At 63.0% G+C, this 19,155-nt stretch carries 14 protein-coding genes; 9 read left to right on the top strand and 5 right to left on the bottom strand.

Going from position 1 to position 19,155, the window contains the following annotated elements; translation table 11 throughout:
* Positions 1-85: 85 nt before the first annotated feature.
* The 4 genes from HV823_RS16595 to HV823_RS16580 all read right to left on the bottom strand — a co-directional run bounded on the left by HV823_RS16595 (position 86) and on the right by HV823_RS16580 (position 9,071).
* Positions 86-2,329: an MGH1-like glycoside hydrolase domain-containing protein gene (locus HV823_RS16595; protein ID WP_176950846.1), complete on the bottom strand. Its 2,244-nt coding sequence runs from the start codon at positions 2,327-2,329 to the stop codon at positions 86-88.
* Positions 2,330-2,335: 6 nt separating this feature from the next.
* Positions 2,336-4,960, bottom strand: a complete 2,625-nt coding sequence (locus tag HV823_RS16590; protein ID WP_246301525.1) for a carbohydrate-binding protein — start codon at positions 4,958-4,960, stop codon at positions 2,336-2,338.
* A 77-nt stretch (positions 4,961-5,037) separates the two neighbouring features.
* Positions 5,038-8,574 (bottom strand): molybdopterin cofactor-binding domain-containing protein, encoded by a 3,537-nt coding sequence (locus HV823_RS16585; protein ID WP_176950844.1) that lies wholly within the window; start codon positions 8,572-8,574, stop codon positions 5,038-5,040.
* Positions 8,571-9,071 carry a (2Fe-2S)-binding protein gene (locus HV823_RS16580; RefSeq protein WP_176951015.1) on the bottom strand — a complete coding sequence of 167 codons (501 nt, stop codon included), beginning with the start codon at positions 9,069-9,071 and terminating at the stop codon, positions 8,571-8,573. The genes HV823_RS16585 and HV823_RS16580 overlap by 4 nt, the downstream gene beginning before the upstream one ends.
* 426 nt (positions 9,072-9,497) lie before the next feature.
* Between HV823_RS16580 and HV823_RS16575 the strand changes: the two genes are divergently transcribed.
* The 8 genes from HV823_RS16575 (at position 9,498) to HV823_RS16540 (ending at position 17,049) form a co-directional block, all read left to right on the top strand.
* Entirely contained in the window at positions 9,498-10,634 is a 1,137-nt protein-coding gene (locus HV823_RS16575) for an FAD-dependent monooxygenase (RefSeq protein ID WP_176950843.1), read from the top strand.
* Positions 10,631-11,431 carry an alpha/beta fold hydrolase gene (locus HV823_RS16570; RefSeq protein WP_176950842.1) on the top strand — a complete coding sequence of 267 codons (801 nt, stop codon included), beginning with the start codon at positions 10,631-10,633 and terminating at the stop codon, positions 11,429-11,431. The genes HV823_RS16575 and HV823_RS16570 overlap by 4 nt, the downstream gene beginning before the upstream one ends.
* 71 nt (positions 11,432-11,502) lie before the next feature.
* Entirely contained in the window at positions 11,503-12,255 is a 753-nt protein-coding gene (locus tag HV823_RS16565) for a maleate cis-trans isomerase family protein (RefSeq protein WP_343051872.1), read from the top strand.
* A 10-nt stretch (positions 12,256-12,265) separates the two neighbouring features.
* Positions 12,266-12,901 carry an N-carbamoylsarcosine amidohydrolase gene (locus HV823_RS16560; RefSeq protein WP_176950841.1) on the top strand — a complete coding sequence of 212 codons (636 nt, stop codon included), beginning with the start codon at positions 12,266-12,268 and terminating at the stop codon, positions 12,899-12,901.
* A 57-nt stretch (positions 12,902-12,958) separates the two neighbouring features.
* Positions 12,959-13,987, top strand: a complete 1,029-nt coding sequence (locus HV823_RS16555; protein ID WP_176950840.1) for a 2,5-dihydroxypyridine 5,6-dioxygenase NicX family protein — start codon at positions 12,959-12,961, stop codon at positions 13,985-13,987.
* A 125-nt stretch (positions 13,988-14,112) separates the two neighbouring features.
* Positions 14,113-15,426 carry an MFS transporter gene (locus tag HV823_RS16550; protein WP_176950839.1) on the top strand — a complete coding sequence of 438 codons (1,314 nt, stop codon included), beginning with the start codon at positions 14,113-14,115 and terminating at the stop codon, positions 15,424-15,426.
* Positions 15,427-15,645: 219 nt separating this feature from the next.
* Positions 15,646-16,125: a MarR family winged helix-turn-helix transcriptional regulator gene (locus tag HV823_RS16545; RefSeq protein WP_176950838.1), complete on the top strand. Its 480-nt coding sequence runs from the start codon at positions 15,646-15,648 to the stop codon at positions 16,123-16,125.
* A gap of 24 nt (positions 16,126-16,149) precedes the next feature.
* Positions 16,150-17,049, top strand: a complete 900-nt coding sequence (locus HV823_RS16540; protein WP_176950837.1) for a ribokinase — start codon at positions 16,150-16,152, stop codon at positions 17,047-17,049.
* A 47-nt stretch (positions 17,050-17,096) separates the two neighbouring features.
* Here the strand turns inward: HV823_RS16540 and HV823_RS16535 are convergent, their stop codons facing one another.
* Positions 17,097-17,996: a LysR family transcriptional regulator gene (locus tag HV823_RS16535; protein ID WP_176950836.1), complete on the bottom strand. Its 900-nt coding sequence runs from the start codon at positions 17,994-17,996 to the stop codon at positions 17,097-17,099.
* A 119-nt stretch (positions 17,997-18,115) separates the two neighbouring features.
* On the opposite strand from HV823_RS16535, the gene HV823_RS16530 reads away from it, so the two are divergent.
* Complete coding sequence (locus tag HV823_RS16530; protein ID WP_176951013.1) at positions 18,116-19,048, top strand: ring-cleaving dioxygenase; 933 nt, start codon at positions 18,116-18,118, stop codon at positions 19,046-19,048.
* The last annotated feature ends 107 nt before the right edge of the window (positions 19,049-19,155 follow it).

Genomic DNA, 19,155 nt, shown 5'->3' with positions numbered 1-19,155 from the left:
AACCCTCTGAACGTCGGCTGTACGTTTGTTATTTTTATTTGTGTACAAATTAATAAGACAGAATTTCCTTCTGTCAAGTTCTTCCTCAGGAAGGCGCGGCGTGGGCGGTCGAAAAATGAACTTCAAGCGTCCGAGCAGCACCTGCAGGCCCAACCTCGATCTGCAGATCGCAGCCCACGAGGCTCCAGCGCGCCTCCGCTCCGTCCATGCGGACAGCCACGACAGACATAGCTTCGACATCGACGATGCGGATGCTGCCCGCCGCATCAGTCGCATCGATGACGCAACTGAAGCCCCTCGGCCAGAACGCGATGTTTGACAACCGAGCCTGGAGGTCCGTCGCGAGCTTAGGCTTGCCGTCAAGTTCCAAGGTGAGAAGCGAGTTCTCGACCCGAATGTCGAGCTTTCCCATTGGGGACAGCATCGGTCCGATGCTTGTGTCGCGACCGGGATTGCGGATCTCCCATCCGTTCCAGGGATCGAAATCGACCACCTCGCCGACCGCCATCAGCGGCAGCAGGGCCGACCAAATGTAGAAGGGATCCGTATCGCCCTGGTCCATCGCCTCGCCGGTCGTGGCGTTGTAGTTCTCGGCGGCGATCCGGTCCTGACGCCAGGATTTCATGAAGAGCGCGTGGCTCATCTCAGCAAGCTTCGTCGCTTCGGCGTGGAAACCGTAGCGCCGCAGGCCCAGCCAGACCATGTAGTTGACGTTCGGCCAGATGCGCCCGCGCCAGTAGACGTTGTCGGCGAAGGCAGGATCGTCGCGCGTGACGTTCGGCAGGCCGAATGTCCCCGCAAACGTGCGTTCGTCCGCAAGGTGCTGAAGGAGGAAGGCGGCCTGCTCGTCGCTGGCCGCGCCGCAGAACAGCGGATAGAAGGTCGTCGGCGAAAACGAGCGGACAAAGCCACCGCTGCGCTGGCGATTGGCAAAGATCTTGCGGCTGTCGTCCCACAATTCCTCGCGGATCAGCCGACGGCTGTTTTCCGCAATCGCGGCAAACTCGATCGCGTCCTCGGCATGACCGAGAATTTCCGCCATCCGCGCCAGTATTTCCGCGTCAAGCGCGGCCGCGCAGTTCAGGCCGAGATCGAAGGTTGAAAGCGTACGTGTCGCCGGATCGTAAATCGCCTCGTCGTGCGTCGGCGAATTGTCCATGCCCGTTTCGTTGCGGGCACCGAAGGCAGTGCCCTTGTAGAGCGCCTCGCCGACGTCGGATGTACCGCAGGAGAGAAGCCCACGCCTTTCGGGGTCGCGGCTCTTCCGCCACCAGCGCTGATTGCGGGCGAGGGCAACATAGTTGGCCTCCAGAAGGGAACGCTCGCCGGTGCGCTGATAGAGCTGCCAGACGGCAAGCCCACCGTGCGGCGGCTGGCTGCGGTCGACCCAGGCATCGTTCGACGTCACGATGCAGGCAATGTTACCCTGCGGCGTCGCTCCCGCCAGCGCCGCAGCCAGGTTCTCGCGCGCCAGATCGGCGTCGAACGTTCCTGCCAGTTGCGCCGCAAAAATCTGATCGTTGTACCAGACGGCGAACTTGCCGAGGTTCCAGATCCGTGTGACCGCCGTGTAGGGGCGGGCGTTGGTCGCATCCCAGATCGTGTTCCAGGCAACGACATCGCGAATGGCGTCAAGCGATCCGGCATAGAGGCCGGCATGATCATCCGCGCGGCCGACGGCGGTCTTTCGCGCCAGTTCGGCCCGTGCTTTTTCGATGGCCAGTTCGGCACTGTCCGCGACGGCCGCCGCATATGCACCGTGGCGCATCATTTCCAGGTTGAAGCGAAGGGCGAGGACGGGAGCGTCGTTGCTTCGGCTGCCGAGATAGAAATACCCATTCGTTTCGAAATCGGTCCGCAGGGCATCGAGATCGTCATGCCCCGTCACCTGGACGGGAGCGTCGGCGCTCACCACCGCGACGTAGCGCGTCCCAACCTTGACCAGGGCCACGCCATCTTCGACACGATACTGCACGCTTTCGCCGCCTTCGGACGAAATCGCCAGAGCGATCCAGAACCGGAGCCCCCATTCGCCGCTGGCCTTGCCATGCCACTCGCCTCTTATGGCGAAGGGATCGGTCTTGTCCCAGGAAAACGCAAGCGTGGTTCCCGCGTGATCGGTTTCCAACTCTATGAGCGAACCGTCGATGGCGTGTCGACCCAACCTCACGGCGTCACGGCGCGGTTCGATCGCCGAGGTCGTTCGCGTCCGCGTCGAATAGAGGATGGGCGTCAGCCGTACGCCAAGCGGCAGGAACACCATCTCGGCGGGCCGGTCGGACCAGGTGTTCCAGGCGCGCTCGATCGGGATTGTCGCATGTTTCAGCATGGTCGCTCAGCTTTCCTGGTCAATTAGAACGAGGCGGGGAGGAGCGGTCAGCCCACTCCGGTCCTGCATATCGCCCTGATAGGGTGTGTTGCGGTAATAGCGGTTGGCCGCCGTATTGGACACGGCAATTTCCAGGCGGTGGATACCCTTGGCGAGCCGCCCCAGCGCGAAACGGTAGGGTCGCCAGCCACGGCGCCCGCACAGGCGCCCGTCAATCCGCACCGAAACCGCCGTATGTGCTTCCGGCACTTCGAGCAGCCACTCGCCGTCCGTCTCGATCGCAATCTCCCGGAAATAAATGCCGGTTCCCGAGAAGGAAGCAAAGCCCTGCTCCTCCCACCCGGCATCGACGGAAAGCGAAACGGATGCAGCGCCTTCCTCGACGGCGAAGTTCCAGACTCCGTCCAGAACCGTCGAGATGCCGTCAGCCGATGGCGGGGACGATATTGCCGAAGCGGCGCTCTTGCCTCCGGCTGCGCCGGGCAGAAAGCGAAGGCATCGCAGTTCGCGCGCCTCCAGCGGGACCGAGAGCTTGTCGCAATCCGCAAGCGCGGCAATACTCCCGTCCGCCGGCGACCACATCTCGCACCGCATCGCTGTACCGAGCACAATGTCGCAACCGCCGGGGTCGTCGCCGTCGTTGAACAGCACCACCCGCCAACCGCCGTCTGGTTCGGCCCCGATCCATGTCCACGGCTTGCGCGGCATGGTCATGATGATTTTCAGGCCGCGATTCGGCAGGTCGGAGACGAGTTGTGCGAGCTCCTGAAGGGTCGGAGCGTCCACAGAATGTGTCGTTGGCAAAACGGTGCTGGAACCGTCCGTCGCTTCGCAACATGTGCGCGGCCGATCGCCCGAGGACCAAACACGCCCGCCATCCCTGCGGAAGCGGTCGAGATTTTGCAGCACGGCGTTGGATTGCAGGACCGTTACCGAAGGCAGGACGACCGCATCGAATGCGAGGCCCGCAGCCTGGATTCGCCCGTTGCTCACCTTGCCCGCCGCAAGATCGCTTTCGCTGACGAACATGAAATCGCAACCGAGCTCCAGTAACCCTTCGCACCACGCGCCGACGTGGCTGGCATGGCTGTGGCGCGGCCCCTCTGCCCACGCCGTGTGCAGCGGATAGAAAATGGCGACGGGCGCAAGCGGCTTTGCCGGCTCCATGAAGGCCGAGAGCCGCGCCGACTCTTCTGCGAACAGTCCATGATAGGGCCACCAGGGCTCGAAGTTGATGCCTGGCGCAAAATCGAAGCGCGGATTGGTGAACGGTGTGGGATCATCGTCGCGGCCGTCTGTCTGGTAGACGCCGTGCCAGACATGCTGGCGCATGCCGAGGCAATGAAGGCGGATGACGTGGGCGCGCAAGGTCTCGAGCGTCAGTTCCCATTGTCCGGCCGCTCGCACCGGGGTGCGCAACGCGCTGGCATAGGTTTCGACTGCGCACCGGCTTCGGCCGTTGGCGCGGGCAACGGAATCGCCGAGCTTCGGAGCAAGCTGCGGAATGAAATTGTTGGCGTCGACGGCGGTCTCGTCGCGGAATGCATCGATACCGAAGAAATCGACGGCGGGTGCGACGCGCGGATCAATGCTGGTGAAGCCGCCATTGAGCGACCAGGAGCTGACGTGCGGCAGGATCTCATGCCCCGTAAGAGCGATCCCGGTCCGCTCGCACCAATCGCGCAGCGTACCGAAGAATGCCTCGTTCAATCTGCTGGAATAGGCAGAGAAGAATTGCGCGCGCACTCTCGCCGTGTCCGCCCCGATGCCATGCACCAGCGCCGCAAGGGCTTTCGCAAAGGAAAGCCCGGTCTCCGCTTCCACGGCTGACGGCAGTTCCTTTGAGAAGAGCAGGCTGTTTCCGACATGTCCCGAGATCTGGTCCCACCGATAGAAGCCGGCGGCAGGCTGGTCGTAGAAGACGAAGCCCAGCGTATCCGGCACGAATGCCCGCAATGGCTGTATCAATGGGTCGAGGCCGACTTCGATAAACCGCCTGGCGGCCTCGGGAAGGAGATAGTTGATCAGCCGGGAGGTCGCGGAGCGGGCGCTGACGAAGACAGTGAGCGCTTGGCCGTCCGGAACCACGCCCTCAAAGGCAAAGCGGCAGCCGGCAGCATCGCTGCTGACGATATGCGTCTGCCGCGTCACGTCGACGATTTGATCAAGGTTATGCGGGACGGCCTTAGCGCTCAGTATCGCCGCCTCGATCTTCCACTCGCACCATTCGACCCGACCCTCCTCATACTGCCAGGCAAGAATGTCGGGGCCCATGCCGTCAACGAACGGCGGGCGTATGCCGCTGATCGCACTCTCACGATCGCTGCCGGCGGACCAGAACAGGTGGCGTTCCCGCAGATGATCGTGCTCCGCGACGGTTCTTCCGCCCGCATGGCCGCTGATCCAGTTGTAGTCGTCGTAGATGCCGGCCTTGAGATCGAGCTCTGCAGCGATTGCAATCGCGCACTGGTAGGCAGCGATGAAGGCAGGAGACAGGTAGTCCGAAACCGGCATCGCCAATCGTGCCTGGATAAGGACGGTACCAAAACCCTGCGCCTTGAAGTCTGCAAGTTGCGCCCTGCAGGTCGCCTCGTCCGGCACCGAATGCCAGAACCAGTAGGCCGATGGCATGAACGCGTGGGGGGGCTTGCGGAAAATGTCCTCCCCCGGCCGCTCTACCTGCGATTGTTGCTGCACGACAAACCTCTTCAATGCGGTGCGGCGTTAACACGCTGCATGGCTGCTGCAAAGTCGTCCCACGCCGGCTTGTCCGGGGCAAAACGTGCACGGACATAGGCGGCCAGGTCTTCCAGTTGCCGTTGGTCAAATGTTTGCCGGAAGGACGGCATCGACATGACTTCCGGGGCCTCGCGACCCGTCGTCTGTGCCAGGATGGCAGGAGCCTCGACGCCGGTCAGCAGGGCCTGCAGAAGGTTGTCCGGCGTGTTTGCATGGAGATTGGAATTGAGCGCCAGCGACGACAGGATCTTGTCGTCGCCGTGGCAGGAAGCGCAGGCCCCGTTGAAGATGCGCTCGCCCCGCGGCGAGATCCGCGCCGCCTCGGTCTTGGCGGCATTGCTGGCTGCAAGGGCCGCCTCGCGCTGCGCCTCGGCCTTGTCCGGGGCGGCGTCTGCGTTCAGGCTGGCAAGGTAGTTGGCAATTGCGCGTATGTCGCTGTCGGGAAGCGGCTGCATGGCCTTGACGACGTCGGCCATCGGCCCTGCGGCGCTGCCGTGCTGGTTCGAGTGACCCTTTCGCAGGTAGTCGAAGAAGGCGTCCTCGGTCCAGCCGACAGGCCCCTTGGCGACGGCATTCAGCGCCGGTGCTTCCCAGCCATCAGCGAAGCCGCCGGAAAGATGCGCTGCGCCTCTTTTTTCCGCACCGAGAGCATTACGGTCGGTGTGGCAGGCCGAGCAATGGCCCAGCGTTTCCACCAGATAGGCGCCGCGGTTCCATTGGCTGTCGCGGCTCGCATCGTATTTGAACGGTTCGGCCTTGTGGAACATGGCGTTCCATCCGGCCATCATCGGCCGGAAACTGTAGGGGAACTTCAACCTGGTTTCCGGCGCGCGTTGGGCGACCGGCTGCTGGGTTGTCAGATACGCATAGAGCGCCTGCAGGTCGGCGTCGTCTGCGCCGGCGAAGGACGTATAGGGATGGGCGGGGTAGAGGTGGTGTCCGTCGCGGCTGACACCTTCACGCATGGCGCGTTCGAAGGCTGTGTAGGACCAGCCGCCAATTCCATTCTCCACATCGGGGGTGATGTTGGTGGCATACACGGCGCCGAAGGGCGTGTCGAAACGGCGCCCCCCGGCAAATGGCGTCCCGTCGTTTCCGACATGACAGACGTTGCAGGCGCCGGCTGCGGATGCAAGGCGGCCGCGCTCGATCGTCGCCGCACTGTAGACGTCGCTGCCCGGACGCTCGATGCTCGGAATGGCCGGGCGCCAGGGCGATGCCATCGTCGCCAGCCCGGACAAAGCCGCGACGCTGCCTGCCACCGAAAGGCCGAGGTTGCGCCACCACCGTTTCCGGGAAGCCGTTTGCGTGCGGATCGGCTCGTCGCCGTTCAGCCCCGCGAGAATTTTCTCCGGCGTAAAGGGAAGCTCCCGAAAGCGGATGCCTGTCGCGTCGTACACGGCGTTGGCGATAGCGGCCGCGCTGGGGACCGAGGCGGATTCGCCCACGCCGAGCGGTGGCTCGTCCTGCCGCGGGATCATCAGCACGTCGATATCCGGCACCTCCGGGAAGGTGATCAGCGAATAGCCGCCCCATTCCTTCGAGGTCACGGCGGTCGAGGAGAAATCGACCTTTTCCTTCAGCACGCGGCTTGTCGACTGGATGATGTTGCCGTGGATCTGGTGTCGGACACCGTCGGGGTTGATCATCAGGCCGGAATCCTGGCCGCAGATGACTTTGGTCACCGCGACTTCGCCGGTTTTCTTGTTGACCGCGACGTCGGCCACCCAGGCCGCCCAGGCCGCCGCGGTGCCCGGAAACTTGCCGTGCACGTAGACGGCATAGGCGAAACCGCGCCCGTAAAGCAGGTCGCCTTCACCGCCCAGAGTGCCGTGCGTCGTATGCGGAACCCACTTCGACCGCTCGGCGACCGCACGCACGAGATCGACCGCGCGCGGATCGTGCAGATAGCGCAGCCGGTACTCGATGGGATCGACGCCGGCCGCGGCTGCAAGCTCATCGACGTAGCATTCGTGCGCGAACGTATTCGGCATCGCAGAGACGCCGCGAAACCACGAGGCGCGCGCGATCGGCGGCATGTCGTGGACGGTCACCCTCAGATTGCCATAGGCGTAGGGCGGAATTGCCGTTCGGTCGCCCATCTGCAAGACCTCGGCCACAGGCGGCACCTTGCCTGTCAGAATGAGCGGCAGCGTGGGCGCGAGGTTAGACGGATAGCGCGTCTGGAAATCGTAGGCCGCGGGGCCGCCTTCCAGATCCAGACCTCCGCGAACGTCCATCACCTGAGCCGCACCTTTCGGCTCCCAGGCATGCTCCTGCTCGCGGGTCAACTGGACGCGCACCGGCGCGCCGACGGCGCGTGAAAGAAGGGCCGCATCGGCGGTCACGTCGTCGGCGCAGTTGCGTCCATAGCAACCGGCCGCCTCCAGCCGTTCCACCACAATGAGGTCTTCGGGGATATCGAGCAGGAGAGCCAGATCGCGGCGCATGGGAAACGGGTTCTGCGTACCGGACCACACCGTGAGCTGGCCGTCGCGATAGTCCGCCACGGCGCAGGACGGGCCGATCGAGGCATGCATCTGGTAGGGCCACACATAGGTGCGGTCCATTGGCTGCGGGCTGGCTGCCAGTGCCAGATCGACATTGCCCCTGTCGGCAAGCTTGCGTGGCGTCGCCGGATTGGCGCGAAGGGCGTTCTCTGGCGAATTCAGGTCCGGCTGATGGGGAGCAGGGCGCCAGTCAACCTTCAGGCTCCTCGCGGCTTCGGCCGCATTCTCCTCGCGCGTGGCCACGACACCGACGAAATCCCCGATCGCCACCACTGCGACGAGGCCGTCGATATGCGCGACAGATGCCTCGTCTACCGCAATCAGGCTGTTTCCGACGTGGTCGCCGTGATCGAAACCTGCGTAAGGCGGGCGGACAACGCGGCCATGCAGCATGCCCGGTATGCGAACGTCGTGCACGTAGGTCCATTTGCCGGTCGCCTTGGCGGGAATATCGACACGCGGGCGCGATGAGCCGACCAGTCGATAGGACGAAACCGGCTTGACGGAAGCCTCCGGGTCGATCTCCAGCCGTATGTTCTCGCCGGCGACCAGATCGCCGATCGGAATGTTCCAGTTCTCGCCCTCGCTCCCCCGGATCACCCCCTCGTCGAGAATGATCCTGTCCCTTGGCGCGTCGAGGTGCGCAGCCGCCTTGTCGATGAGATAGGCCCTGGCCGTCGCGCTCGCCTGCCGCAGCGGGATCGCGGCGACCTGGATGGTTTCGCTCGCGATCGTGGCACCCTGGTCCGGGCCAGTCCGGGTATCGCCGAGGATCATCTCGACATGGCTGAACGGAACGTCCAGCTCTTCGGCCACGATCTGCGCGAGCGAAGTGCGTATTCCGGTACCCAGGTCGACGTGGCCGTTGAAGGCACGGACGACACCCGCCTGGTCAATCGAAAGATAGATGCGGCCGTCGGCCCCGGCAGAGTACACGCAGAGCAGCCCGGCTGCCTCCGGCGTAGCGGATCCGTGCTGTTCTTCATCCCGGATCATGCCTGCTTCTCCGCTTCTGGCGTCGCTATGGCTTGACGCTCGGACTGCGCATAGCGCACTGCCCGCCGTGCCGCCGCCAATATTTCCATATGTGTTCCGCAGCGGCAGAGGTGGTGCCGCAGAGCTTCGCGAATATCGGCCTCGCCGGCGTTCACCTTCGCCGCGACAAGGGCCGCAGTCGCAATGATCATTCCGTTCAGGCAATAGCCGCATTGCGCGGCCGCTTCCTCAATGAAGGCACGCTGCACGGGATGGAGTTCCTCGCCTGACGCCAACCCTTCCAGCGTCACGACCTGGCGATCTCCGATCGCGGAGAGCGGTATGGTGCAGGAACGCACTGCGCGGCCATCGACCAGGATCGCACAGGCCCCGCACTCACCGAGCCCGCATCCGTATTTCGGCCCGTTCAGGGCCAGATCGTTCCGCAGGATATAGAGAAGGGGCGTCTTTGGATCGGCCTCGATGCTGCGGGCCTCGCCGTTGACGTTGATTTGCATGGGGATTGCGACCACCGGATCATCCCCGATCGCAGCAGGAGGGCGTCCGGTTGCCCGACTGCGCAGGCGCTGCCCGGCGCAAGATGGCGATAGCGGCCATGATCACTCCCATTCCCGCGACGGGCAACGGCCGCCGACGTCAGATTTCGATTTGCACTCCGATGCGACGCGCGATCGTTCGCCACGCATTCCCCGGGTGCTGCCCCTTATATTTATAACGAGCGTATACGCTATATATTGACGAAAGGCAATGGCGAATAATGGTGATAAAACAACAGAAAACAGCGTATCGAGTTGAATCATATGCCCGATCCTCCGCCTACTCCTCTATTTTGCTCTTGTCATTTACAGTGTACACGCTTATTGTCGCTGCAATAGCAAAAGCCAAAAAGGCGGCATTCGGTTCGTCGCCGCGAGGGGGTCATCTTGACGGAAAGAAAAGAGAAAATCGCGATCATCGGGGCCGGCCTCGGCGGAGCTGTCGCCGGAGCGCTGCTTCAGCATTCCGGGTTCGATGTCGATGTCTACGAGCAGGCACCCAGCTTTTCGCGGCTTGGAGCGGGCATCCATATGGGTCCGAACGTGCTCAAGATTTTCGAGAGGTTCGGCGTAGACAAGCAGGTCGTCGCAATCAGCAGCACGCCGAGCCACTGGTTCAGCCGCGACGGCCTGACGGGTGACTATCTGTCCCGCATTCCCCTCGATGGCTACGGCGCGACTTATTGCACGGTCCACCGAGGCGACCTGCAGGCGCTGCAGTGCGATCAGCTGAAGCCGGGGACGCTGCACTTCGGCAAGAAGCTGGTTCGCCTCGATGACAACGGCACCGATGTCATGCTGGAGTTCGAGGATGGAACGTCGGTGCGCGCGGACATCGTCATCGGTGCCGACGGCATCAATTCCAAGGTGCGCGAGGCATTGCTCGGCTTCGAGAAGCCGAACTACAGCGGCTGGGTCGGCCATCGCGCCCTGATCTCCGCCGAGAAGCTGAAGAAGTTCGACCTGGAATTCGAGGACTGCGTGAAATGGTGGGGCCCGGACCGTCACATGATGGTCTACTACACCACCGGCCGGCGCGACGAATACTACTATGTCACCGGCGTTCCCCATCCCGCCTGGGAGTTCGACTCGGCGTTCGTCGAAAGCAGCCGCGAGGAAATGGCGTCCGAGTTCGAGGGCTATCACCCCATTATTCAGGCCCTCATCGAGTCCACCGACGAGGTAACGAAGTGGCCGCTCTTCAATCGCAATCCTCTGCCGCTCTGGAGCCGCGGCCGTCTGGTCATGCTGGGTGACGCCTGCCACCCGATGAAGCCGCACATGGCGCAAGGCGCTGCCATGGCGATCGAGGATGCCGCCATGCTGACGCGCTGCCTGGAGGAGACCGGGATCAGCGGCTACGCCACCGCCTTCAAGCTCTACGAGGTCAACCGTCGCGACCGCGCCACGCGCGTGCAGACGGTTTCCAACGCCAATACGTTCCTGCTGCACCAGGAAGATCCGTCGTGGGTCTATGGCTATGACGTCTATGCGCAGCCGCTGAAGAGCGAGAGCGCAGCATGAGCGGGCAATTCTTATACGGCGCGAACATCTTCGCCAACGGCATCCGCCAGCACTATCTTCGCTATGGTGGCAAGGGGGCTCCAGTCGTGCTTGTACCGGGCATCACGAGCCCGGCCATTACCTGGGGCTTCGTCGCGGAGCGACTGGCAGTACATCACGATGTCTACGTCCTGGATGTTCGCGGCCGGGGACTTTCCTCGACCGGGCCCGATCTCGACTACGGCCTGGATTCGATGGCGTCCGACGTCGTCCACCTTGCAAAGGCACTTGCGCTTGATGCTCCTGCGCTGATCGGACACTCGATGGGCGCCCGTATCGCGATCCGCGCGTCGAACATGAAGCCTGCGGCGTTTTCTCGTCTCGTTCTCGTCGATCCCCCCGTATCCGGTCCCGGACGGCGCCCCTATCCGAGCAAGTTGCCGTGGTACGTCGATTCCATCCGGCTTTCCCTGAAGGGCATCGACGCCGAAGGCATGAAGGCATTTTGCCCGACGTGGACGGACGAGCAACTGAAGCTGCGCGCCGAGTGGCTGCATACCTGCTACGAGCCGGCGATCGGCACCGCTTTCGAGGACTTCCACAAGGACGACATCTTCCCCGACCTGCCGAAGCTTTCCGTTCCGGCGATGCTGATGGTGGCGGGACGCGGCGGCGTCATAGAGCAGGCGGATGTCGACGAAGCGCTGTCGCTCAACCCCGCAATCGAGATCGCTCGCGTCGAGAACGCCGGCCACATGATCCCCTGGGATGATTTCGACGGCTTCTTTGCCGCTCTCGGAGACTTTCTCTCCCGCTGATGATGACGGCTGCGGCGTATTTTGAACGCCGCTTCGTTCGTATGCGAGCCCGATACCAGAGGACAAATTCCGTGCAGAAAATCTACAGAATCGGCCAGATCGTTCCCAGTTCCAACACCACCATGGAAACCGAAATCCCGGCGATGCTGACGGCGCGTCAGTCCATCCGCCCGGAGCGCTTCACCTTTCATTCGAGCCGCATGCGCATGAAGAAGGTCGTGAAGGAAGAGCTGGCGGCCATGGACGCCGAATCCGACCGTTGCGCCGTCGAACTCTCCGATGCCCGCGTCGACGTGCTGGGCTATGCCTGCCTGGTCGCCATCATGGCGATGGGGCTCGGCTACCATCGCCAATCCGAGGCGCGGCTGAGGGGGCGCACGCAGGAAAACGACACGAACATTCCGGTCGTTACCAGTGCCGGCGCTCTGGTCGAAGGCCTGAAGGTCATGAACGCCAAAAAGATCGCCGTCGTCGCCCCCTACATGAAGCCGCTGACCGAACTCGTCGTGAACTACATTCGCGAAGAGGGCTTCGAGGTCATGGATTGGCGAGCCCTGGAAATCCCGGACAATCTCGACGTCGCCCGCCATGACCCGGAGAACCTTCCGGCAATCGTCCAGACGCTCGACCTCTCCGAGGTGGACGTCATCGTGCTGTCGGCGTGCGTGCAGATGCCTTCGCTGCCGGTGATCGCCAAGGTCGAGGCGATGACGGGCAAGCCGGTCGTGACCGCAGCAGTCGCGACGACATACTGCATGCTGAAGTCGCTTGGCCTCGAGGCGGTCGCGCCAGGTGCCGGCGCGTTGCTCTCCGGCGCATACTGAGGAGCCCGCCATGCAGAGCGCCGAAGCCAACTACAAGGGTGTCTGGGGAAACCGCATCGGCTTCGGCCAGCGTCCGGCACTTCTCGTCATCGATTTTCTCAAGGGCTACACGATCGAGGATTCCCCCCTCTATGCGCCCGGCGTGGTCGACGCAGTCGCCCGCACGCCTCACCTGATCGAGGCGGCCCGCCGCGCCGGCGTGCCGGTGATTCATACGCGGATACTCTACCTGGCGGAAAATTGCGCCGACGGCGGCATCTGGGTGCAGAAGGCGCCGGTGATGAAGGCCATGGTCGAGGGCAATGAACTCGCCGAATTCTGCGACGAGGTGGTGCCGGCCGCCGGCGAACTGGTGATCGTCAAGCAGTACGCCAGCGCGTTCTTCGGCACCAGCCTCGCCCCGCATCTTCACGCCCAGGGCATCGATACGGTCGTGCTCGCCGGTTGCTCCACGAGCGGCTGCATCCGGGCCAGCGCAGTGGACGCCGTCCAGCATGGTTTCCGCACGATCGTCGTCGGCGACTGCGTCGGCGACCGTCATCCCGATCCGCACAACGCCAATCTCTTCGACATCGACAGCAAATACGGCGACGTCGTCTCCCGCGAGGATGCGATCACAGCCTTCGGCGGCGCGAGCTGTCCGTAGCCTTCGACACAGCGTTACGAACGAAAACAAGAACAGCCAACCAGAGGACCGACAAAGATGGACAGAAGTGTATTCACGGAACTGTGCCTTGAGCAATTGAAGCAGAGCGGCGTTCATGAGGGTGAAAAGGTCGTCGTGCTCTCGCAGGGAGACGAGCGGCTCGACTACGCCGATGCGTTTTTGGCAGCCGGCCAGCGTCTGGGCGCGCGGATGTATCATCTGCGGCTGCCTGCTCCGCTTCCCGGCGACGGAAGCTGGGCCGTCGGCCAGACCGGGCTTGCCGGAAACCCCGAAGCTGTCGAGGCCCTGAAGAAGGCGGACATGGTGGTCGACCTGATCTTCCTGCTGTTCAGCCCTGAACAGATGGCTATCCAGGCCGCCGGTGCGCGTGTCCTGACGGCGGTCGAACCGGCGCCGCTGCTCGGCCGGCTCATGCCGACGAAGCAGCTTCGCGAACGCGTCGAAGTCGGCGTGGAATACATGAAGAAGGCCAAGACCCTTCGGATCACCAGCAAGGCGGGGACCGACGTTCTCTACAAGATGGGCGTGTACCCGACGGTGGGCGAATACGGCTGCACCGACGAGGCGGGCCGCTGGGACCATTGGCCGGCGGCATTCGTGTTCTCGGGCGCTGCCGACGACGGCGTCGACGGCCAGATCGTGCTGGCACCGGGCGACGTCCTTCTGCCCCTCAACATCTATGTCCGCGAGCCGGTAATCTACACGATCGAGAAGGGCTTCATCCAGGATATCCGCGGCGGCCTCGAGGCCGACCTGATCAAGTCCTACATGAAGACCTTCAACGATCCGCGTGGCCTGGGGATGTCACACGTCGGCTGGGGGCTGGACCACCGCGCCAACTGGCACGGGCTTTGCGATTTCGGCGGCGGCATGGGCATGGAACTGCGCTCCTTCTACGGAAACGTCATGTTCTCCACCGGCCCGAACAACGAGCTGGGCGGCCCGAACGACACCGCATGCCATCTGGACATTCCGATGCGCGGTTGCAGCCTTTTCCTCGACGACGAGCCGATGGTGCTCGACGGCGACATCGCCGTGAAGGAAATGCAGCACAACTTCGGCTGACCCGAGTTCAGCCGAACAACTTCCTGGCCGCCGATAACGGCGGCCAGCAACGTGACGATAGATCACGGCACGCGCACAGCGAGGCGCGACAAGAAATCTGGTATCAATCGATATGAGGGGTCTCCATGCAATCACCAGTTTCAGTTGAACAAGCAATCCGAACGGCCGGTGTCGGCAGGTTCCAGCGTCGCCTGTTTGTCATTTTCGGCCTCGTCTGGGCCGCGGACGCGATGCAGGTCCTGGCAATCGGCTTCACTGCGCCATCGATTGCTGCAAGTTTCGGCATTACCGTTCCGCAAGCTTTGCAGACCGGCACGATGTTCTTTCTCGGAATGCTCATCGGCGCCTTCGTATTCGGGCGCCTGGCCGATCGTATCGGTCGCCGGCCGGTTCTTTTTGCCGCCATTATCCTGGATGCCGTGTTTGGCGTCGCCTCGGCCTTCGCACCCGACCTGCAGTGGCTCTATGTCGCGCGCTTTCTGACAGGCGTTGGCGTCGGCGGCACACTGCCGGTCGACTACGCCATGATGGCCGAATTCCTGCCCTCCGACCGTCGCGGACGCTGGCTCGTGCTGCTCGAAGGCTTCTGGGCCGTCGGCACGGTAGCACTTGCTATGTTGGCCCTCGCTGCAGGCAGCCAAGGCGGTGAAGCATGGAGAACGATCTTCTTTGTCACCGGGCTTCCGGCCCTCGTCGGTGTGGTGCTGCGGTTCTATGTCCCGGAATCGCCGCTTTACCTCAGCCGAAAAGGAAAATCGGCGGAGGCCCGTCAGGTCCTCCAGCGGGTCGCGAATGCCAACGGCAATGCCACGGAAATTCCACCCCTGATGCCGCAGAAGCCCGAAAGCAAATCACTCGCCGCCCTTCTATCGCCTGAACTCCGTCGCCGTAGCGTCTTCTTGATGCTGGCCTGGTTGCTGATTTCGGTCTCCTACTACGGCGTGTTCGTCTACCTGCCGGTCAAGCTCGCGAGTGACGGGTTCGGCTTCCTTCGTGGCCAGCTCTTTCTCGTGATCCTGGCAATCGCCCAGTTGCCCGGCTACGCGCTGGCTGCCTATGGCGTCGAACGGTGGGGCCGCAAGCCGACACTGATCGGCTTCCTTCTGCTGAGCGCCATCGGCACATTGGCATACGGGCTGGGCCAAACCGTGGAAGTGGTGGTGAGCGCGTCGCTCCTCATGAGTTTTGCGCTGCTTGGAACCTGGGGTGCGATTTATGCCTTCACACCAGAGGTTTATCCGACGGGGCTGCGCGCCAGCGGCATGGGCACCGCAGGCTCGGTTGCACGCTTCGGCGGACTGCTAGCGCCCTCGATCGTCGCACCGATCATGAGCAATAGCTTCGGGCTGGCGCTGGCCATCATCTCGGGACTTTTGCTGCTGGGAGCGCTGAGCGTTTGGTTGATCGATGTTGAGACGAAGAGCCAGGCACTCGAATGATCCGTTGATTCAGTCGCGTCCGCTGGTTCAGCCGCGGTGGTGCCCAAGCGCCATCGCGGCTACCCTGGCTGAGGAGCCGCGTCGCCATCCGTTGTACGGTCCGCTGCGCGTTTTTTTGAAGCTCGCCAGCCTCGGGCCGATTTTATTGCGGCGTTTCGGCGTCTAGAAGAAACGATTGCGACATTGCCGGATCGGCAGACGAAGGCGTTAGGTAGAGACATGGACGAACATGACGGGCAGGATCGCTATCGCGTAACCGAACAGGTGGGCCACCTGTTGCGGAAGGCCTACCAGCGGCATCTCGCCATCTTCCAGGAAAATGCGACCGATCCCAGCCTGACATCGGTACAGTTCGTGACGCTTTGCGCCCTGCACGACCTGGGGCCGGTTTCCCAGGCCGAACTCGTCAAGGCGACGGCAGTCGATCAGGCGACCATCCGCGGCATCGTCGACCGGCTCAAGGCGCGCGGTCTGATCGACATTTCGCGCGATGCAAATGATGGCCGGAAAGTCATCATGTCGCTGCTGCCGGCAGGCGAGAGCGTCCTTGAGGAGATGTATCCGCGCGCAAAGACGATCACTGAAAAGACCATGTGCAGGCTGAACGTCGCCGAACAGGTGGCATTGCTGTACCTCCTGCGAAGGATCGGCGAGGACGATGCGGCAGCCGAGCGTGAAGACAACAGCAACGCCCCGTGATTTGAAGAAGGCAGGCAGGCAGAAATGATAACGGTTTTCGGCTCGATCAACATGGATCTCGTCGCCATCGCAAGCAAGATGCCGCGGCCAGGAGAAACGGTGGCCGGCCTGCAGTCCTCCGCATCGCCCGGCGGCAAGGGCGCCAATCAGGCGCTGGCGGCTCGTCGCGCCGGCGCGGGCGTGCGCATGGCCGGAGCAATTGGCCATGACCCGTTCGGCGCCGAAGCTCTGGCCCTGCTGAAGGACGCGTCCGTCGATCTGTCACTCGTTCGAGCGGTCAAGCAGTCCACCGGAACCGCCCATGTGGTTGTGGACGCCGGTGGTGAGAATGCGATCGTTGTCGTGCCTGGAGCCAACGGTCAGGTCGAAGAGGACGACGCACGGTCAGTGCTCGAGGGAATGAATGCAGGCGACATGCTCGTACTGCAGATGGAAATTCCGCCGTGTGCTGTCGAGGCCGCTCTCGTGGCGGCGCGGGCAAAAGGTGTCGTCTCCATCTTCAATGTCGCGCCGATGACGTCCGATGCCATTCGTCTTTACACCGGAGCCGATATCGTTGTCGCAAACGAGACCGAGTTCGAAGCGCTGGCCGGCACACCGGTTCAGTCGGACGAACAAAGGCTGGATGCAATGAAGACGCTTCATTCCCAGTCTGGCCGCTCGCTTGTCGTGACGCTTGGCGCCGACGGAGCGGTGGCAATTCATGCGGGAGAAGTATACCGCGCCGAGGGCTTGCAGATCACACCCGTTGATACCGTGGGTGCCGGCGATACTTTTTGCGGATATCTAGCGGCTGCTCTCGACGCCGGCCTTGATTTCGCATCCGCATTGCGGCGCGCAGTCGTGGCTGGCTCTCTTGCATGCACGAAATCTGGAGCCCAGCCGGCCATTCCCCTGATGGCAGACGTGCAAGCCCGACTTTAATCCCAAGGCGGGGGAAGCGTTCGCGCAGCCGGCGCCGCGGGAGGCTCTTATTCCAGCGAAACCATGAAGGCCGGAATCTGGCTCTCGAAAAACTTCGAGAATGCGGCAATGCGCGGCGGCAGCGCCTGGTAGGGCGGATAGTAGAGCGTCAGCCACAGATCGGGCGGCGACCATGACGGCAGCACATGCACCAGCCGTCCGGTCCGCAGGTGCTCGGCGACGTGAAACTTCGGCAGCAGCGCCACGCCTGTACCATCGGCCGCCATGTCGGCAAGGATGTCGCCGCTGTTGGCGCTGAAGGCGCGGCCGGCGGAAATCGTCACGCTGGCATTGCCGTCCGAAAGGTTCCAGGTCTCGCGCCGGCTCTCGCCGCTATAGGCAAGGCATTCGTCCGGCGTCAACTCGTTCGGGTGCTGAAGCGCGGCAAAGCGGCTTCCGGGCGCGGCGACGAGGATGCGCACGACGGGGCTTATCTTTCTCCAGATCGTGAATTTGTCGGAAGGCGCCGAGGATATACGAATGGCGAGATCGTAGTCGTCCTCGACGATGTTGACGAAACCGTCCGCCAGCGAGATCTCGAAGTTGATCTTCGGGTAGCGCTCCCGGAAGCCTGAGAGGATCGGCGGCAGGATGGTGGTGCCGAACCATGTCGGCGCGCTGATCCGCAAGCGTCCCTGGTCGGCCTTGTTGGCGTTCACCACCTCTTTGCGCGCGTTTTCCAAGGCTTGCAGCGCCGGCTGGATCTGCGCGGCGAAGACTGCACCGTCCGTCGTCAGCGAGACCTGACGGGTCGTGCGCACGAACAGCTGGACGCCGAGATCGTCCTCCAGTGCTGCGATCGCCCGCGTGACCGCAGCCGGCGTCATGTCGAGCTCCCGGGCCACCTGGGCGAAATTTCGCTTTTCAGCCGCCAGCAGGAAGGTTCGCAGCGCCTTGTAGTCGTTCATCTTATTATTCCAAAAATCGCAATTCAATCGCAATTATTATTGCAATTCACGCCAAGGTCAAATCGGACGAATATGCCTCCATCGAAAGACGGCGAACAACGATGCAGAAAGGCAAGACCATGATCACCGAAATCAAGGGCCTCCATCACGTAACCTCCCTGGCTGCGGACGCAGCGAGAAACAACACCTTCTTCACCGACACGCTCGGCCTGCGCCGGGTGAAGAAGACGGTGAACTTCGACGAACCGAGCGTCTATCACCTCTACTACGGCGATGAAAACGGTTCGGCCGGCACCGTCATGACCTACTTCCCCTTCCCGGACATCATGCGCGGTCGCGCAGGCGTCGGAGAAGTCGGCGAAACCCAGTTCTCCATCCCTTCGGGATCTCTGCCCTTCTGGAAGGAGCGGCTCGTCGCCCAGGGCGTAAAGGGCCTCCAGGAAGACACGACCTTCGGTGCTCCAAGGCTCCGCTTCGACGGGCCGGACGGCGAGGGCCTGGCCCTGATCGAAACGGCCGGCGACCTCCGCAAGCCCTGGACCGGCGCGGGCATTGAGGACGCAGCGGCGATCCGCGGCTTCTCCGGTGCAAGGCTGCGGCTGCATGAGGCCGACGCCACCGCCGAACTGCTGGGCTTCATGGGTTACCAGAAGGCTGAGAGCGAAGGCAACGTGACGCGCTTCATCATCCCGGGCGGCAATGGTGCCGATACCGTCGACCTCGAGGCGCTGTCGCAGACCTCCTATGCACGGCAGGGCGCAGGCTCGGTGCACCACATCGCCTTTGCTGTCGACGATCGCGCAGCCCAGCTCGCGGTCCGCAAGGCGCTGATGGACACGGGCTACCAGGTGACGCCGGTGATTGACCGCGACTATTTCTGGGCGATCTATTTCCGGACGCCGGGCGGCGTCCTGTTCGAAATCGCCACCAACGAGCCCGGCTTCAACCGGGACGAGGATACGGCTCACCTCGGCGAGGCGCTAAAGCTGCCGAGCCGCTACGAGCCCTTCCGCGAGAGGATCGAAGCCGGTCTGGCACCGCTGGCCGCCTGATCGCGCTCTTCCGCGATCCCTCGATGGCTGCCGAAGACTTCGGCAGCCATCCAATACCCACCCATTGAAATCCGCCGCATGTGCGGCATGCTGCTCTAGAGGAGAAC

Source organism: Mycoplana rhizolycopersici, assembly GCF_013378445.1.
GTDB classification, from domain to species: domain Bacteria; phylum Pseudomonadota; class Alphaproteobacteria; order Rhizobiales; family Rhizobiaceae; genus Mycoplana; species Mycoplana rhizolycopersici.
This window is presented reverse-complemented; position numbering and strand designations above follow the sequence as displayed.

Coding starts and splice junctions, on each gene's coding strand:
- HV823_RS16595 (WP_176950846.1), bottom strand. CDS start 2,329: ATGCTGAAACATGCGACAATCCCGATCGAGCGCGCCTGGAACACCTGG.
- HV823_RS16590 (WP_246301525.1), bottom strand. CDS start 4,960: ATGCCATCGGCCTACTGGTTCTGGCATTCGGTGCCGGACGAGGCGACC.
- HV823_RS16585 (WP_176950844.1), bottom strand. CDS start 8,574: ATGATCCGGGATGAAGAACAGCACGGATCCGCTACGCCGGAGGCAGCC.
- HV823_RS16580 (WP_176951015.1), bottom strand. CDS start 9,071: ATGCAAATCAACGTCAACGGCGAGGCCCGCAGCATCGAGGCCGATCCA.
- HV823_RS16570 (WP_176950842.1), top strand. CDS start 10,631: ATGAGCGGGCAATTCTTATACGGCGCGAACATCTTCGCCAACGGCATC.
- HV823_RS16560 (WP_176950841.1), top strand. CDS start 12,266: ATGCAGAGCGCCGAAGCCAACTACAAGGGTGTCTGGGGAAACCGCATC.
- HV823_RS16555 (WP_176950840.1), top strand. CDS start 12,959: ATGGACAGAAGTGTATTCACGGAACTGTGCCTTGAGCAATTGAAGCAG.
- HV823_RS16550 (WP_176950839.1), top strand. CDS start 14,113: ATGCAATCACCAGTTTCAGTTGAACAAGCAATCCGAACGGCCGGTGTC.
- HV823_RS16545 (WP_176950838.1), top strand. CDS start 15,646: ATGGACGAACATGACGGGCAGGATCGCTATCGCGTAACCGAACAGGTG.
- HV823_RS16540 (WP_176950837.1), top strand. CDS start 16,150: ATGATAACGGTTTTCGGCTCGATCAACATGGATCTCGTCGCCATCGCA.
- HV823_RS16535 (WP_176950836.1), bottom strand. CDS start 17,996: ATGAACGACTACAAGGCGCTGCGAACCTTCCTGCTGGCGGCTGAAAAG.
- HV823_RS16530 (WP_176951013.1), top strand. CDS start 18,116: ATGATCACCGAAATCAAGGGCCTCCATCACGTAACCTCCCTGGCTGCG.